Raw genomic sequence first — 16,609 nt, 5'->3', positions numbered from 1 at the left:
CGTGAGCTCTGGAGTGAGCATCGAAACCCACCAGGCGTGGGTGGAGTTCCCGATCTTCGACGCCAAATCCCGGTCGCTGAAGAAAGCGTTCCTGGGCAAGGCGGGCGGCGCGATCGGTCGCAACCAATCCGATGTCGTGGTGGTCGAGGCGCTGCGCGACATCAACCTGTCGCTCAAGGAAGGCGATCGCGTCGGCCTGGTCGGTCACAACGGCGCGGGCAAATCGACGCTGCTGCGCCTGCTGTCGGGAATCTACGAACCCTCGCGCGGCAGCGCCCGCATTCGCGGACGGGTCGCGCCGGTGTTCGATCTCGGCGTCGGCATGGACCCGGAGATCTCCGGGTACGAGAACATCATCATCCGCGGACTGTTCCTCGGGCAGACCCGCAAACAGATGCTCGCCAAGATCGACGAGATCGCCGATTTCACCGAACTCGGCGAATACCTGTCGATGCCGTTGCGCACCTATTCCACCGGTATGCGGGTGCGCTTGGCGATGGGTGTGGTCACCTCGATCGACCCCGAGATCCTGCTGTTGGACGAGGGCATCGGCGCGGTCGACGCGGAATTCATGAAGAAGGCCCGACTGCGGCTCCGGGAACTGGTCGCCCGGTCTGGCATCCTGGTGTTCGCGAGTCATTCCAACGAATTCCTCGCCCAACTCTGCGATTCCGCATTGTGGATCGACCACGGTCAGATCCGGCAGCGTGGCGGAATCGAGGAGGTGGTCCGGGCCTACGAGGGCCCCGACGCCGGAAATCACGTCGCGACGGTGCTGCGTGAACTGGAGACGGAACGGTCGGCGGACGCCGCGACGGCCGAGCAACGAGAACTGGAGCGGAACCAGGCATGAGTTCGCAGGCCGACGACCCGATCCCCCCGCTGCTGGACGCGGCGGCCGTGCAACCCGCGGCGGGTACGGGTCCGGAGGCGCGGATCATCGCGGTCGTGGTCACCCACCGGCGACGCGATCTGCTCGCCGAATCGTTGAAGGTGCTCGCCTCCCAGTCCCGTCGGGTCGACCATCTCATCGTCATCGACAACGGCAACGAGACCGAGGTCGCCGACTTGGTGAACGATCAGCCCATCGAGGCGACCTATCTGGGTTCGGCGCACAATCTGGGCGGTGCGGGCGGGTTCGCGCTCGGCATCCTGCACGCGCTGAGTCAGGGCGCGGACTGGGTGTGGCTTGCCGACGACGACGGCAGGCCGGAAGGTCCCGAGGTGCTGGCCACCCTGCTGGACTGCGCCGACCGGCACGGTCTGGCCGAGGTGTCGCCGGTGGTGTGCGACATCGACGAGCCGGACCGGTTGGCCTTCCCGCTGCGGCGCGGCGTGGTGTGGCGTCGACTGCGGTCGGAACTGGGCGAGGAGGATTTCCTGCCCGGTATCGCGTCGCTGTTCAACGGCGCGCTGATCTCGGCGAAGGCGATCGATCTGATCGGCGTTCCCGATCTGCGGCTGTTCGTGCGCGGCGACGAGGTCGAGGTGCACCGCAGGCTGGTGCGTTCCGGGTTGCCGTTCGGCACCTGCTTGCAGACCGCCTACCTGCATCCCAACGGTTCGGCGGAGTTCAAGCCGATCCTGGGCGGCCGGATGCACACGCAGTACCCGGACGACCCGATCAAGCGGTATTTCACCTACCGCAACCGCGGCTACCTGATGGCCCAGCCCGGTATGCGGAAACTGTTGCCGCAGGAGTGGATTCGCTTCTCCTGGTTCTTCCTGGTGACCAGGCGCGATCCGGCCGGGTTGCGCGAGTGGTTCCACCTGCACTCCCTCGGCAGGCAGGAACAGTTCGGCCCGCCCGACAAGGACTGAGCTCCCCCGGAAAATACGTTGCGCCCGTGCGCGCGTTCCGGCAGGGTGTGGGAAACCGACGGAAGTGGAATGAGACGAGGAGGTGAGGTGACCGTGCAGACAACGATTCGGTTCGTCGTGCCCGCCCGCGCCGCGGCGGCGCGTGTCGCCGCCCGAACCTCCCCCTCGAATCTCCTGCGCTGAGCCCACGTCGGGCCCAGCGCCCGACGAAGGACGTCTCCGACATGGTCGATTACGACCTGCTCGTACCTTACGGCTGGACCGAAAACCTCGCCCGCGACTATCTTCCGCTCCTCCCCGACGGTTGTGTGCCCGCGCGGGTGCTGCGCGTGGACCGCGGCGAATGCGATGTGGCGGGCCCGTCCGGCCCGATGCGCGCCCGCTGTCCGCGCGCCGATTCCGAACTCCACGGCCTGTGCACCGGCGACTGGGTGTGCGTCGACGCCGAGGCGAATGTGCGCGCCCTGCTGCCCCGACGCACCGCGATCCGGCGTTCGACGGCCTCGCGCCGCTCCGAGGCGCAGACCTTGGCCGCCAACGTCGACACGGTGTTGATCTGCACGGCCTGTGACGGCGATGTCGACCTGGGCCGGATCGAACGCATGCTCGCCCTGACCTGGGAGAGCGGCGCCACTCCCGTCGTCGTGCTCACCAAAGCGGACGCGGCGCAATGGATCCCGATCGAGGAGGTGCGGGCCGTGGCGCCCGGCGCCGCCGTGGTCGCGGTGAGCGCCGACACGAGCGCGGGGCTCGACGTGCTCACCGCGCTGCTCGTGGGCACCGTCGCGCTCATCGGACAATCCGGCGCGGGGAAATCCACGCTCGCCAACGCGCTGCTCGGCGCGGAGGTCTTCGCGACGCGGGCGGTGCGCTCGGTCGACCAGAAGGGCCGGCACACCACGGTGCACCGGGAACTGCGTCCGCTGCCGGGCGGACAGACCCTCATCGACACCCCCGGACTGCGCGGGGTCGGACTGTGGGACGCCGCCGAGGGCATCGAACGCACCTTCAGCGACGTCGAATCCCTCGCCGCCGCCTGCCGTTTCGATGACTGCGCGCACTCCACCGAGCCGGGGTGCGCGGTGCTGGCCGCCCTGGACAGTGGCGAACTCCCGCGGCGCCGCCTCGACAGCTACCGCAAACTCGCCAAGGAGAACGAGTGGATGCAGGCCCGCACCGACAAGCGCTTGCAGGCCGAGCGGGCCAAGGCGCACCGCGAGATCTCCCGGGAGGTGCGGCGGCTGTACCGTGACCGCGACTCGCGGCGATGACCAGGCCGTGTCACGGTAGATTCGCCTCGCACACTCACGATCCTGGGAGAGATGGATGAGTTACCCCGGCGGCAATCCGCCTCAGGGCGCACAGCCCGGACAGTGGCCAGGGCCGGGTCAGCCCGCGCAGCCGCACGGCGGATCGGCGCCGCACCAGCAGGTTCCGCCGACATACGGTCAGTCGGGGCCGCACCAGCAGGTACCACAGCAGCCGTACAGCGGGTCCGGGTCGAACCCCCAGGTCCCGCAGCCTTACGGGCAGCCCGGGGCGAGTCAGGCGGGTCACCCGTACGGACAGTCGGGGGCGAATCAGCAAGTGCCGCAACCTCCGTACGGTCAGGCGGCGCCGCAGCAGCCGTATGGGGCCGCGCCGCGGCAGCCGATGCCGCAGCCGTACGGGCCGCAGTCCTACGGGCAGCAACCGCCGTATGGTGCGCAGCCGCAGTACGGGCAGGTTCCGCAGCATGTGCCGCCCGCGCCGCCGGGGATCACCGTGGACGCCTCCTACGAGTGGTTCTCGTTCATGTTGGGGCTGTTGACCAAGCCGAAGATCCGGGTGAACGGCCACCAGGTGCCGATCACACGCTGGGGTGAGAACCACATCCCGGTGGGGCCGGGCACCCATCACGTGTGGGTGGCGACGCCGTGGTTGTTCGACATGGGCGCGGCGCAGTTGCTGGTGCAGGTGACGCCGGGCCCGGGGGCGCGGGTGTACTACAAGCCGCCTGCGGTGGTCTTCCTGAACGGGGCGATCGGCCTGGGCCCGCAGAAGACGCCGGGTGTGCTGTTCGTGTTCCTGCCGTTCGTGATCATCGCGGTGTTCGTGCTGTTGATCCTGATCCTCGCGCTGGTGGCGGGCGCGTAGTCACGGCTCGGGAAGGGCGTCGGACCGGTGCGGTCCGACGCCCTTTCTCGTCTCCGTAGACCACCCTATGCAACCAGTTGCATAGGTATGGGTTAGGCTCGGTCATAGGCACACGCCCGCGGGCGGCGATCGCCCGCGACCTCGACGACAGGAGCACGTCATGACGGAACCGGCATCCACACCGCTCGCGGGCAAGACGGTGATCATGTCGGGCGGCAGCCGCGGCATCGGTCTCGAGATCGCCAAACGGGCCGCCGCCGACGGCGCGAACATCACCCTCATCGCCAAGACCGACAAGCCGCATCCCAAACTGCCCGGCACCATCCACACCGCGGCCGCCGAACTCGAGCAGACCGGCGGTCAGGTCCTGGCCTTCGTCGGCGACGTGCGCGACGACGAGTCGGTGGCCGAAGCCGTGCGACAGACCGTGGACCGTTTCGGCGGCATCGACATCGTCGTCAACAACGCCTCCGCGATCGACCTGTCGCCCACCGACGCGCTACCGATGAAGAAGTACGACCTCATGCAGGACATCAACTGCCGCGGCAGTTTCCTGCTGTCCAAGCTGAGCATCCCGCACCTGCGCGCCTCGGCCGCCGCGGGCCGCAACCCGCACATCCTGACGCTGTCCCCGCCGCTGAACCTCGACCCCAAGTGGGCGGGAGCCTCGCTCGGCTACACCATCGCCAAGTACGGCATGTCGCTGACCACGCTCGGTCTGGCCGAGGAATTGAAGGGCGACGGGATCGGCGTCAACTCGCTGTGGCCGCGCACCACCATCGCCACCGCCGCGGTGGAGAACCTGCTCGGCGGCCCGGAGATGATGGCCACCTCGCGCACCCCCGCGATCTACGCCGACTCCGCCTACCTGGTGCTCACCTCGCCGGCGCGGGAGACCACAGGCAACTTCTTCCTCGACGACGAAGTCCTGGCCGCCCACGGCATCACCGACCTGGACAAATACCGCGCCGTCCCCGGCGACGGCCCCCTCAGCACCGACCTGTTCCTCTGACCGCGCCGCCGACGAACGCGAAACGGGCCGGGCACCATTGCGGTGCCCGGCCCGTTTCGGCACGTGACGCGACTCAGTCGTTCGCGGAGATGCCGTAGAGGCGTTCCCAGTTGGCGCGGCTGGTGAGTTCCGGCGCGGCGGCGCGGTACTGCTGTTGCAGCGTGGGCAGTTCACGGCGCAGCCTGCGCAGCACACGGACCATGCGCAGCAGCAGGGCACGGGCGCGGGCCTTGTCGCGGCGGCGCACCCGCACACCCGACTGCGAGGCGTCGGTGACGACCACGTGATCGAACAGGGCGACGTGCCACCAGTAGGCGTCCTCGCGGGTGACGCCGATCAGACCGTGCTGGGTGCGGCCGAACCACTGGTTGATGGCCCGCTTGATCAGCACGAGCAGGGCGCGGCTGGGTTCGCCGCCCGCCCGCCGCAACTGGATCTCACCGGAGGGCACGGGCGGGGTGGCCGCCGGATGTTTGATCGTCTCGGCGTAGTCGGCGCGGCTGGTGCGAGCCGCGGCCAACGCCGCGATACCGCCGTCGCGCAGGATCTTCGGCCCGTCGAGGAAATCCTCGATGCCTTGCAGGGTGGTGTGCACCAGGCCGTATTGCATGGCGACCAACTGTTCGGACATGTTGCGGAACAACTGCTTGGTGATGGCCTTGCCGTCCAGGTCCGCGTGCAGCGCGCCGACGATGAGCGAGTTGCGCGTGCTGAAATAGCGCGCCCAGTCGTCGTAGTCCTTCCAGTAGAAATCGGCGTGCCACACCGCGGCGTTGGGCAGCGTGACGGTGGTGAATCCGTGCTGCTTGGCGCGCACGCCGTATTCGACGTCGTCCCATTGGAAGAAGATCGGCAGCGGCAGACCGATCTCGGCGACCACCTCGGCCGGGATCAGGCAGGTCCACCAGGCGTTGTAGCCCGCGTCGACGCGGCGTTCCTGGTTCTTCTTGAGCATGCTGGTGTTACGCAGCGCCTTGGCGACCCGCTGGCCGTGCTTGAGTTCGTGCAGATGCACCTCCTCGGCCCCGACGTTGAGGTAGTCGGGGTTGAGCAGGAACAGCATCTGCGCGCCGACCAGGGTGGGTTCCACCGTGGAGTTGGCGAAGGCGTTCAGGCGCAGCACCGTCTCCGGTTCGCACAGGATGTCGTCGTCCATCAGGATGACGTCGGCGTGCTCTTTGACCGCGGAGACCTCGTAGAGGCCGCGGGTGAACCCGCCCGCGCCGCCGAGGTTGGGCTGGCGGATGTAGCGCAGTTTGTCGCCGAAGGCGGGCTCGGTCTCCCGGTAGCGCGCCCGGTCCTGCACCAGGTCGGTGCCCTGGTCGACGACGTAGACGGCGTCGATGGCGGCCAGCACCGTCGGATCGGAGGCCAGTGCGGCGACTGTCTCCGCGCAGTCGTCGGCGCGGTTGAACGTGCAGATGGCGATGGCGACCGGCCGCACCCGTTCCGGGGCAACGGAGGTCCAGGTGAGTTCGGCGATGCCCAGTTCGCCCCCGACGGCGTCGAACTCGAGCCACAGCGCGCCGCCGTCGACGTACTGGTCCAGCGGGGCGGTGAGGGTGACCGGTCCGCTCGCGGCGACATCGGTGGAGCCGATGATGCGGCGGTGGCCCGCGATGTCGGAGGCGACGACGCGCACGCGGGCGCGGTCGGCGACGTCGAGCACCATCGAGGCGCGCACCTCGGTGACGGTGGTCCAGCGCTGCCAGTAGGCGGCGGCGAAACGTCCGAAGTAGGTGTTGGTGTGGGCGGTGGCGCCCTTGTCCAGTCGCAGCGTCATCCGTTCGCGGTGGGCTCTGCCCTTGACCACGGCGTACAACTCGTCGCTGATCTTGGCCGACGGTCCCGTGAAGATGCCGCGTTGCAGCACCAGCCGATCGGGCGCGCGGTGGTCGACGCGCAGCGAGGCGGGCGCGGATTCGGCCTGGTCGTTCGGGTCGGTAACGGCCTGGGTAGCCGACTGCTCCATGAAGTCCTCGAAATCCTTACTGTGCCGACGGGACAGATACGCCCCTGGATACCGTTCGCGGCGGGGCCGAGGATATCAATCCGAGGCGCTGCCTGCTGGGCCGGCAACCGGGCCCGCCGGTCGCCCCACGACATACCTCGCACTCGTGCACCGCGTTCAGCCTAGGCCGGATTCGGGGACCCGGGGGGAGGCGAAGCCGATTTCCCGGTGAACACGAATTTGTCGTAGGCCCAGTAGCGGAACACCACGGCCACGATCTGCCCGATCAGTGTTCCGGAGATGTTGTCCGACAGGGGGGTGGACAGATCCAGCACATACCGCGAGAAACCGAGGCAGCCGAGTTGCAATCCGATCGCGACGACATTGAATACCGCGTAGCGGAGGTATTCGCGGGCGGGATTGTCGGTCCGCTTGTGTGAGAAGGTCCACCATTTGTTGCCGAAGTAGGTGACGACCGTGGCGACGCCGATCGCGATGATCTTCGCCTGCAACGGCGCGTGATAGAGAACACCCTCCCCGCCCCAGAACACCAGCAGGTTGTAGGTGCCCGCGTCGACCAGGAATCCGATCGCGCCGACGACGAGGAATGCCGCACCCTGACGCAGGCCGGTGATCAGTCGCGCGGTCAGCGACGGCGCGGGCAGGTCGGGGTTGGACACCCGGGCGACGGTACCCCACCGACGGCCGCGCGGACGGGCCGCGGTCGAGTGGTCCACGCCACCGGACGGCGAGATCCGGATGAGCGCACCACATCACAGCCCTGTACCCTCCCGGTGTTCCCCATTCATCGCCGACATCGAGGATTGACCCGGGTGGACTCCACCGAGCTTCGCATTGCCGCCGTGGTCCCGTGCCACAACGAGGAGGCTTCGGTCGCCAAGGTCGTCGCCGACCTGCAGGCCGCCGTGCCGGGAATCGTCGTCTACGTCTACGACAATCTCAGTACCGACAAGACCGCCGAACAGGCCCGTGCGGCGGGCGCGATCGTCCGGTACGAGCACACCAAAGGCAAAGGAAACGTGGTCCGCCGCGCCTTCGCCGATATCGACGCCGATATCTATCTGATGATCGACGGCGACGACACCTACGAGGCGTCGGCCGCCCCCTTGATGATCAAGACACTGGTGGACGGGCCCTACGATCACGTGCTCGGCGTGCGGCGACAGGATGAGACCGGGACGGCCTATCGCGCGGGTCACGAAACCGGCAATCGGGTGCTCAACGGTGTGGTCGGCAAGGTTTTCGGCGAGAACGTCGAAGATATGCTCAGCGGTTTCCGGGTGTTCTCCCGACGGTTCGTCAAGAGTTTCCCGGCGGTGTCGCGCGAGTTCGAGATCGAAACCGAACTGACCGTGCATTCCCTGCATCTGCGGGTGCCGCGCACGGCGGTGCCGGTGGGTTTCCGTGACCGGCCGGCGGGCAGTGAATCGAAATTGCGCACCTATCACGACGGTTTCAAGATCCTGGCGTTGATCTTCGGACTGGCCCGCCACGAACGCCCGGTCGCCTTCTACGGTCTCGCGGGCACCTTCGCGTGGCTGGTGTCGGTGGTGCTGAGCATCCCGATCGTCATCGAGTTCTACAACACCGGCGAGGTGCCGCGCTTCCCAACGCTGTTCCTGGCGTTCACGTTGTTGCTGCTGGGCAGCCTGGCCTGGACGGCAGGGCTGATCCTGGACGGCATCCGCCGCTCCCGCCACGAGGCCGCGCGCTTGGTCTACCTGCGTTACCGCGCGGTCGGCGGCCCGGCGGACGACGGGGCCTCGCGATGACGACCGCCGCCGACCCCGCCGAACGCGGCGCGGGGGCGACGGTCGACACCGCCACCGAACCCGCTCGGAGCGACAAGGCTCCCGAGTCCACCGACGCCGGGTCCGGTGTTCGGGGCTCCGTGGGACTGATCGGGTCCGCCCTGGTCGCCCGCTTCGGCGCGGCCACTCTGGCGTTCGTCGTGCTCGCGGGCGTCTTCGGCGCGGTGTTCAGCGTGGTCACACCCCCCTTCTGGGGACACGACGAGATCACCCAGTTCGGCCGGGCCTACCAGGTCGCGCACGGTGGCGTGCTGCCCCAGCGCATCCACGACGATCGCGGTGTCGCCTACGGCGGTGACGTGCCGGTCAGCGTGACCGAGTTGATGGGTTACGCCCTGCGCGACTACACCACCAACCCGAGCGAACCCGATCCGATGGTGGCCGATCCGGCCGACTACGACCGGTTCAAGGGCGCGGCGGTCTCCGATCAGGTCGAGCCGGTCTGGTTCACCAACACCGCCGCCTACTCCCCCATCCCCTATATCCCCGCCGCGCTGGGCATCCGGATCGCCGAGGCGACCGGCCTGGAGGTCGGCGGACTCGTGCTGCTGACCCGCCTGGCCGGACTGCTGGCCTATCTCGCGGTGGTCGGTTTCGGACTGTGGGCGTTGCGCGCGCACCGGATGCAGTGGGTGGCCTTCACCGTGGCGGTGCTGCCGATCGCGGTGTTCCAGGCGGGCACGGTCACCGCCGACACGTTGACCAACGCACTCGCGATCATGGTGTCGGCGCTACTGGTCAAGAGCCTGTTCCTTGGTGAGCGCCTGCGTCCGGTGGAGACGGCGGCGCTGTTGGCCGCGACGTTGCTGCTGCCGATCAGCAAACCGACCTACGTGTTGCTGGCGATGCTGATCGTCGTCGTTCCCGCCGACCGGTTCGGTTTCGCGGGCCGGTGGCGGTTGCTCCCGTGGGGGTTCGCGGCGGTGGGCGCGGCGGTGTTCGCGCTCTGGATGAAGGTGGCCGCGCCGACCGGCGAGGGCATGGGCCTGATGCGTCCGGAACACCAGTGGACCTCGGTGCGGCCCGGTGACCAGTTGAGCGAGAAGATCCTCGGGGACCTGCCCGGTTTCGTCGGGGTGTTCGGCGACAGCATCACCTACCGTGACCAGCGCTGGTTCACCCAGTTCTTCGGCGAACTCGGCTTCGCCTACATCGATGTGCCCGCGCTGTCGATCCTGGCCTGCCTGCTGGCCTTCGCCGTCGGCGTGGGCGTCGCGGACCGGATGGACGCGACCTCCGCCACCTTCCGGCGCACCCTGATCGTGGCGCTGGTCGTGGCGGCGAGCGTGGCGATGATCTATGTGACGCTGTACATGTCGTTCACGCCGGTCGGCTACTACATCATCGACGGCGTACAGGGTCGGTATTTCGTGCCGTTGGCGATCGTCGGGCTTGCCGTGGTGTTGCGGTGGATGCCGTTGCGGCTCACCGACGCCGAGGGCCGCACCCCGACCCTCGCGCCCGCGGTGACGGTGATCGGCGCGACGACGATCGCGCTGGTCGCGGCCGTGGCCAAATATCACACCATCGTGTGGGGCTGACTTTTTCGGACTTTTCGACCGAATCGCCTACGCGGGGGAATCCAGTGTGCGTTCCCCCGCGCGGGCGTAGGCCAGTTCGGTGGCGGCCTTCTCGGCGCGCCACCACGTTTCGTTCTCGCGATACCAAGCGACCGTGGCGGCCAGTCCGGCGCGGAAATCGTCGAAACGCGGAGTCCACCCGAGTTCGGTGCGCAGCAGCGTGGCGTCGATGGCGTAGCGCTGATCGTGGCCGGGCCGATCGGTGACGTGATCGAAATCGTCGGGGTCGCGGTCGAATGCCTCGAGGATCAACCGGACCACCGATTTGTTGTCAAGTTCGCCATTCGCGCCGATCAGGTAGGTCTGTCCGATTTTTCCTTTTTCCAGGACGTCCCAGACCGCCCGATTGTGATCGTCGACGTGAATCCAGTCGCGCACCTGGTGGCCCGCACCGTACAGGCGCGGGCGGACGCCGTCGATCAGATTCGTGATCTGCCGGGGAATGAATTTCTCGACGTGCTGGTAGGGGCCGTAGTTGTTACTGCAGTTCGACAGCGTCGCGCGCACGCCGAAGGACCGGGTCCACGCGCGAACCAGCAGGTCACTGGACGCTTTGGTGGCCGAGTACGGGCTCGACGGATTGTAGGGCGTCGCTTCGGTGAACGCGGGGGCCTCGGCGGTGAGATCGCCGTAGACCTCGTCGGTGGAGACGTGGTGGTAGCGCACGTCGTGGCGGCGCACGGCCTGCAGCAGCGAATAGGTGCCGATGATATTCGTTTGCACGAAGGGCCAGGGTTCGGCCAGCGAGTTGTCGTTGTGTGATTCGGCGGCGAAGTGCACCACCGCGTCGACACCGCTGACCAGTTCGTCGACGAGGTCGAGGTCGGCGATATCGCCGTGGACGAAATCGATGCGGTCGGCGACCGGATCGAGGGAGGCTCTATTTCCCGCGTAGGTCAGCGCGTCGAGGACGGTCACCGTGACATCGGGTCGTTCGGTGACGGTCCGCTGGACGAAATTCGCGCCGATGAATCCGGCTCCGCCGGTTACGAGCAATCGCACTCCCCGACCTTACGTCGCGTGCCCGCAGTTCCGATACGTCCGCCCCGACCGCCGATGTCCGATTTTCAAACGTCCTGAGGCACTGTGATCTTCGTCTCACCACCTCGGCGTAGTGGGAAACGCGCGGTCTGGTTCGTTCCGGAAAACCCAGCTCGCAGCGTTGGTTTCCGTCATCTCACCGTGCCGCAAGTCTTGATGGTGAACAAGATTTGAATTCGCGGTCATGACCGGTTCACCGGTCGTTAGCTGGTCTGCATTTCTATCGACCAGTCCCCTCCGAACGCTTCACATCGAGGTTCCAGAAAATGCTGATGAGGAAATTCGCCGCCACCTCGGCGCTGCTGATCGCCGCTCTCGGCGTCACCGCGGGTGCTGTCAACGCGGCGCCGGCCGAGGCCGAGGCGATCAACTTCTCCGCCCACGCCACCGACACCCAGTCGATCATCACCACCGACTCCGGCTCGCTGGTCGTCGAAGACAACGCCCTGAAGATCAAGGCCGCCAACGGCGCCACCGTCGCGGGCACCCTCCTGACCTTCCGCGTCGACGAGTTCGAGTTCCCGATCGCCGCCGAGATCGCGGGCAACACCGCCACGCTGACCCCGCAGCTCGACATGGACCGTGCCGTCTACAAGCCCGTCGCCCTCCCCTACGAGGACAAGGCGCCGTGGAAGAACGAGTACGACCGTGAGCTCGCGGCGTTCAACCGCCTGAAGGACACCATCGGCATGGGCGCCACCATCGGCACCCTGGTCGGCGGCCTGTCCGGCGGCGCGCTGGGCTGCGTGCTCGGTGGCATCGCGGGCGCCGGCGTCGCCTCGGCGACCATCGTCGGCCTGTTCGGCCCGTTCATCCCGGCTGCCGCGGTGGGCTGCGTCGCCGGCGTCCTGGCCGTCGGTGCGATCGGCACCCTGGTGGGCCAGATCCTCATCACCGCTCCGGTGGCCATCGGTGCGGCGATCCAGTACTTCACCACCATCAACCAGCCGTTCGTCGCTCCGGCCAAGTAATCTCGGCCGACGCCCGGTTCGCCGGGTGACAATCGGACAGTGAGTACAGAGAACCCCGCCCCGGATTCCGGGGCGGGGTTCGACTCGTCCGGCCGACCGTGATCAGGCCGTCCGAGCCCGCTCGGCGGGCGCGACGACATCGCGCACGAACCGTGCCACCCTACCCAGCGCCGCGCGCCCCTCGGGCAGGTTCGGCGCGATGCTCATGAACGCGTGCACCTGTCCGCGCCACAACTCCAGCCCGTTGGGCACGCCCGCCGCGGTGAGCCGCCGCGCCATCAACTCGCAGTCGTAGCGCAGCACCTCCTCCTCGGCCGCGATCAGCAGCACCGGCGGCAGTCCGGCCAGCGCGCCGTTGACCGGCGACATCATCGGATCGATGACCCCGTCGACCTCCGCGCCGAGACGCGCGACCGCCCGCAGCGCGGTCAGCGGGATGTAGGGGTCGCGGTCGACGAATTCGTAGCCCTGTTTGGCGACGTAGTCCAGGTCGAGCAGCGGACTCAGGCCGACCAACCCCGCCGGGACCGGCAGCGCCGATTCCACCGCGCTCAGCGCGGTCGCGAAGGCCAGGTAACCGCCCGCGGAGTCGCCCGCGAACACGATCCGCGCCGGGTCCGCGCCGTGCGAGAGCAGCCAGCGGTAGGCGGTCAGACAGTCCTGGACGGACTGGCTGATCGACTGTGCGGGCAGTTGCCGGTATTCGACGTTGACGACCGCGAGTCCGGTGCGCCGCGCCAGGCTGGCCGCGACCGGTCGGTGCGTCTCGAGTCCGCAGATCGCGAAGCCGCCGCCGTGCATGTAGAGGACCACGCCGTGGCGCAGCGCCCTGGACGCGCCCGCGGGCCGCAGGATCTCCATCCGGAAACCGCCCATGCTGACCTGTTCCCGGTCGACGCCCCGCGGTTGCGGCCGCAACCGGGCGAGGCTGTCGATGGCGAACGCGCCGATCGGGATGGTGGTCCTGGTGATCGGGGCCGCCCGCAGCAGCGGGCGGAGCACGCCGCGGCAGGTCACCGACAGCATCCGGGCCGTCACGCTCGGGCCGGCCGGGTTCATCACTACGCCGGGTTCGCTCATCGCGCACCACCCTCATCTCGGCGCGCCGCACCGGACCGGCGGTCACCCGGAGCGATGTCGGCGCTGACATCTCACACAATGCTGTTTCAGAACAGCACGTGAACGTGACCTATGCAACAGAATCGGGGTAAATGAACGTCGAAGGAACCCTCGTGATGATTTCGTAGGCCGTTCGGAACCTCCCCGACTCCCGAACCGACCGGGCTGGCAGACTCCTGGTCATGCGCGGAATCATCTTGGCGGGCGGCACCGGTTCCCGGCTGCACCCCATCACGCGCGGGGTCAGCAAACAACTGGTCCCGGTCTACGACAAACCGATGATCTACTACCCCCTGTCCACCCTCATGCTCGCGGGAATCAGGGACATCCTCGTCATCACCACGCCCGAGGACGCCTCGGCCTTCGCCCGACTGCTCGGCGACGGCAGCCAGTTCGGCCTCTCGATCACCTATGTCGTGCAACCCGAACCCGACGGCCTGGCCCGCGCCTTCGTCCTCGGCGCGGACCACATCGGCAACGAATGCGCCGCACTCGTCCTGGGCGACAACATCTTCCACGGCCCGGGGCTCGGCACCGGCCTTGACCGCTTCAAGGGCCTGGAAGGCGGCGCGATCTTCGCCTACTGGGTGTCCGACCCCACCGCCTACGGCGTGGTCGAATTCGACAGCGGACGCGCGGTCTCCATCGAGGAGAAACCGCGGCGGCCGCGTTCCAACTACGCCATCCCCGGGCTGTACTTCTACGACAACGACGTCCTGGAGATCGCCCGCACGCTGCGTCCTTCCGCGCGCGGCGAATACGAGATCACCGACATCAACCGTGCCTACCTGGAACAGGACCGGTTGCGCGTCGACGTGCTCGCGCGCGGCAGCGCCTGGCTCGACACCGGCACTTTCGACTCGCTGCTCGACGCCGCCAACTACGTGCGCACCATCGAACAGCGGCAGGGACTCAAGATCGGCGTCCCGGAGGAAGTCGCCTGGCGAATGGGGTATATCGACGACGAGGACCTGCGCGCGCGAGCCGAACCGCTCGTACGCTCCGGGTACGGCGACTACCTGCTCGGCCTGCTCGAGCGCGGACGGGACGGGTGAGGATGCACTTTCGCGAACTGGCGGTACCGGGCGCGTGGGTGATCACCCCGCGCCTGCTCGGCGATGCCCGCGGCGCCTTCGCCGAGACCTTCAAATCCTCGGAGTTCGAGAAGGCGACCGGACGGCCGTTCGAGTTGTGCCAGGTCAACACCTCGGTGTCGGCGGCCGGGGTGCTGCGCGGCATCCACTACACCGAGGACCCGCCCGGCCAGGCCAAATACGTGACCTGCGCGCGCGGCGCGTTCTTCGACGTGGTGGTGGACCTGCGGCCGGGCTCGCCGACCTTCGGTCGCTGGGACAGCGTGCTGCTCGACGACGTCGACCGCCGGTCGGTGTTCCTTTCCGAAGGGCTGGGTCACGCGATCCTGTCCCTCGAGGACGACTCCACCGTCACGTACCTGTGCTCGCTGGAGTACACCCCCGAGCACGACCGCGATCTGGACGCCTTCGACCCCCGGCTCGGTATCGACTGGCCGAAGGCAGGCCGCGACGGCAGGCCGCTGGAATTCCTCCGGTCGGCCAAGGATTCCGCCGCCCCGCGGCTCTGAAGGATCGGCCGCCCGCACGCGCCGGCACCCCGACGCGTGATCGCGACGGGGTGCCGGGTGGCCGGGGTCAGCCGACCGGTTCGAGTTCCGGTTCCACGACCCGCTGCTTGCGGGTGCGCGGGAGGAAGGCGGTCAGCGCCACGAGCGCGCCGACGATGGCCACGCCCGCCGCGAATTCCAGGCCGGGACGGAACGCGTCGAGCACCGCCCGCGGCGAGGACTGCTCCGGGGCGCCGGAGGTGACGATCGCGGTGGTCACGGCCAGCACGATGGCCGCGCCGACCTGCATGGAGGTCTGGAGCACGCCCGCGGCCAGACCTTGTTCCTCGTCGTCGATGCCGTTGGTGGCCTGGATGTTGATGGCAGGGAAGCCGACCCAGCCGATGCCGATCAGCAGGACCGCGGGCAGCAGCATCGTCAGGTAGGACGGGTCGGTGTCCAGGCGCAGGAACAGCAGGTAGCCGACGCCCATCACGGCCATGGTGATCGCGATGATCGGCGCGGTGCCGAAGCGGTCGACCAGCTTGTCGGAGACGAAGGCCGAGGCCACCACGAGCAGGCCCACGGGCAGCAGCGCCATCGACAACTTCAGCGGCGACCAGCCGAGCGAGTCCTGCATGTACAGGGTGACGATGAACTGCCAACTGAAGTAGGAGCCCGCCACGGCGACGATGGCCAGACTCGCCCGGACCAGCGTGGTCTTGCGCAGGATGCCCAGGCGCACCAGCGGATACCTCACCCGCTTCTCCACCGCGACGAAGGCGGCGAACAGGGCGGCGACCAGGACGAACGAGCCGATGGTTCGGGCCGAGCCCCAGCCCGCCTCCGGGGCGGCGACCACGGTGTAGACCAGCAGCAACATGCCCGCGGTGGACAGCAGCGCGCCGAACAGGTCGTGACCGCCCTCCTCGGCCCCCTCGTCCTTCGGGACCAGGTAGAACGCGGCGACCAGCGCGGCCAGCGCGATGGGCACGGGGAGCAGGAAGGTCCAGCGCCAGCCGACGCCGGTCATCAGTCCGCCGAAGAGCAGGCCCATGGAGTAGCCGCCCGCGCCGAACACCGTGTAGATCGAGAGCGCCTTGTTGCGGGCCGGGCCCTCGGCGAAGTTGGTGGTGATGATCGACAACCCGGTCGGCGCGGTGAACGCGGCGGCCAGACCCTTGACGAAGCGGGTCAGGATCAGCAGCGGACCCGAGCTGACCAGGCCGCCGAGCAGGGAGGCCGCGGCGAACACGGCCAGCGCGATGAGGAAGACCTTGCGGCGGCCGAGCAGGTCCGCGGTGCGACCGCCGAGCAGCAGCAGGCCGCCGTAGCCGAGGACGTATCCGCTGATCAGCCATTGCAGGGTCGAGGTGGACAGGTCGAGTTCGGAACCGATGGAGGGGAGGGCGACGCCGATCATCGAGACATCGAGGCCGTCGAGGAACAGCACGATGCACAGGGTGATGAGCATGCCCCAGAGCCGGGCGGACCAGATGGTCGGATCGACCGCCGATCTGGCGGTCGCTAGCGGTGCCGGTGAAGTCATGCGGAGGACATTACA

15 protein-coding genes are annotated in these 16,609 nt (G+C 68.2%); 10 read left to right on the top strand and 5 right to left on the bottom strand.

Annotated elements, in window-relative coordinates:
* Position 1: 1 nt before the first annotated feature.
* The 5 genes from wzt (at position 2) to ON30_RS00760 (ending at position 4,969) form a co-directional block, all read left to right on the top strand.
* Complete coding sequence (wzt, locus tag ON30_RS00780; protein ID WP_040703314.1) at positions 2 to 853, top strand: galactan export ABC transporter ATP-binding subunit Wzt/RfbE; 852 nt, start codon at positions 2 to 4, stop codon at positions 851 to 853.
* On the top strand, positions 850 to 1,821 hold the full coding sequence (gene glfT1, locus ON30_RS00775; protein ID WP_245553887.1) for a galactofuranosyltransferase GlfT1: 972 nt from the start codon (positions 850 to 852) through the stop codon (positions 1,819 to 1,821). The genes wzt and glfT1 overlap by 4 nt, the downstream gene beginning before the upstream one ends.
* A 224-nt stretch (positions 1,822 to 2,045) precedes the next feature.
* Positions 2,046 to 3,092 carry a ribosome small subunit-dependent GTPase A gene (rsgA, locus tag ON30_RS00770; protein WP_040703313.1) on the top strand — a complete coding sequence of 349 codons (1,047 nt, stop codon included), beginning with the start codon at positions 2,046 to 2,048 and terminating at the stop codon, positions 3,090 to 3,092.
* A 316-nt stretch (positions 3,093 to 3,408) separates the two neighbouring features.
* Positions 3,409 to 3,957, top strand: a complete 549-nt coding sequence (locus tag ON30_RS40805) for a hypothetical protein (RefSeq protein WP_245553886.1) — start codon at positions 3,409 to 3,411, stop codon at positions 3,955 to 3,957.
* A 160-nt stretch (positions 3,958 to 4,117) separates the two neighbouring features.
* Positions 4,118 to 4,969, top strand: a complete 852-nt coding sequence (locus ON30_RS00760; protein WP_040703309.1) for an SDR family oxidoreductase — start codon at positions 4,118 to 4,120, stop codon at positions 4,967 to 4,969.
* 73 nt (positions 4,970 to 5,042) lie between these two features.
* Here ON30_RS00760 and ON30_RS00755 read toward each other — a convergent pair whose 3' ends face one another.
* Together ON30_RS00755 and ON30_RS00750 are read right to left on the bottom strand one after the other, a co-directional pair.
* On the bottom strand, positions 5,043 to 6,941 hold the full coding sequence (locus ON30_RS00755; RefSeq protein WP_040703307.1) for a glycosyltransferase: 1,899 nt from the start codon (positions 6,939 to 6,941) through the stop codon (positions 5,043 to 5,045).
* A gap of 161 nt (positions 6,942 to 7,102) precedes the next feature.
* Entirely contained in the window at positions 7,103 to 7,600 is a 498-nt protein-coding gene (locus ON30_RS00750; protein ID WP_051028804.1) for a GtrA family protein, read from the bottom strand.
* Positions 7,601 to 7,753: 153 nt separating this feature from the next.
* Here ON30_RS00750 and ON30_RS00745 point away from each other — a divergent pair, with 153 nt between their 5' ends.
* Together ON30_RS00745 and ON30_RS00740 are read left to right on the top strand one after the other, a co-directional pair.
* Entirely contained in the window at positions 7,754 to 8,713 is a 960-nt protein-coding gene (locus tag ON30_RS00745) for a glycosyltransferase (RefSeq protein WP_040703306.1), read from the top strand.
* Positions 8,710 to 10,293, top strand: a complete 1,584-nt coding sequence (locus ON30_RS00740; protein ID WP_051028790.1) for a DUF2142 domain-containing protein — start codon at positions 8,710 to 8,712, stop codon at positions 10,291 to 10,293. Before ON30_RS00745 ends, ON30_RS00740 begins: the two co-directional genes overlap by 4 nt.
* A gap of 27 nt (positions 10,294 to 10,320) precedes the next feature.
* On the opposite strand, the gene rfbB is transcribed toward ON30_RS00740, so the two are convergent.
* A complete protein-coding gene (gene rfbB, locus ON30_RS00735; RefSeq protein ID WP_040703305.1) occupies positions 10,321 to 11,334 on the bottom strand; it encodes a dTDP-glucose 4,6-dehydratase in 1,014 nt (337 codons plus the stop codon).
* Between the two features lie 305 nt (positions 11,335 to 11,639).
* On the opposite strand from rfbB, the gene ON30_RS00730 reads away from it, so the two are divergent.
* Entirely contained in the window at positions 11,640 to 12,344 is a 705-nt protein-coding gene (locus tag ON30_RS00730) for a DUF8020 domain-containing protein (protein WP_040703304.1), read from the top strand.
* A gap of 102 nt (positions 12,345 to 12,446) precedes the next feature.
* Here ON30_RS00730 and ON30_RS00725 read toward each other — a convergent pair whose 3' ends face one another.
* On the bottom strand, positions 12,447 to 13,424 hold the full coding sequence (locus ON30_RS00725; RefSeq protein ID WP_051028789.1) for an alpha/beta hydrolase: 978 nt from the start codon (positions 13,422 to 13,424) through the stop codon (positions 12,447 to 12,449).
* A 221-nt stretch (positions 13,425 to 13,645) separates the two neighbouring features.
* On the opposite strand from ON30_RS00725, the gene rfbA reads away from it, so the two are divergent.
* Positions 13,646 to 14,518: a glucose-1-phosphate thymidylyltransferase RfbA gene (gene rfbA / locus ON30_RS00720; protein ID WP_040703303.1), complete on the top strand. Its 873-nt coding sequence runs from the start codon at positions 13,646 to 13,648 to the stop codon at positions 14,516 to 14,518.
* A gap of 2 nt (positions 14,519 to 14,520) precedes the next feature.
* Positions 14,521 to 15,066: a dTDP-4-dehydrorhamnose 3,5-epimerase family protein gene (locus tag ON30_RS00715; RefSeq protein ID WP_040703302.1), complete on the top strand. Its 546-nt coding sequence runs from the start codon at positions 14,521 to 14,523 to the stop codon at positions 15,064 to 15,066.
* A 67-nt stretch (positions 15,067 to 15,133) separates the two neighbouring features.
* Here the strand turns inward: ON30_RS00715 and ON30_RS00710 are convergent, their stop codons facing one another.
* On the bottom strand, positions 15,134 to 16,594 hold the full coding sequence (locus ON30_RS00710) for an MFS transporter (protein ID WP_040703301.1): 1,461 nt from the start codon (positions 16,592 to 16,594) through the stop codon (positions 15,134 to 15,136).
* Positions 16,595 to 16,609 lie beyond the last annotated feature (15 nt).

Origin of the sequence: Nocardia takedensis NBRC 100417 (genome assembly GCF_000308695.1) — a bacterium.
GTDB lineage: Bacteria > Actinomycetota > Actinomycetes > Mycobacteriales > Mycobacteriaceae > Nocardia > Nocardia takedensis.
Note: the sequence above shows the minus strand (reverse complement) of the source record. Positions and strands in the feature narration are given on the sequence as shown.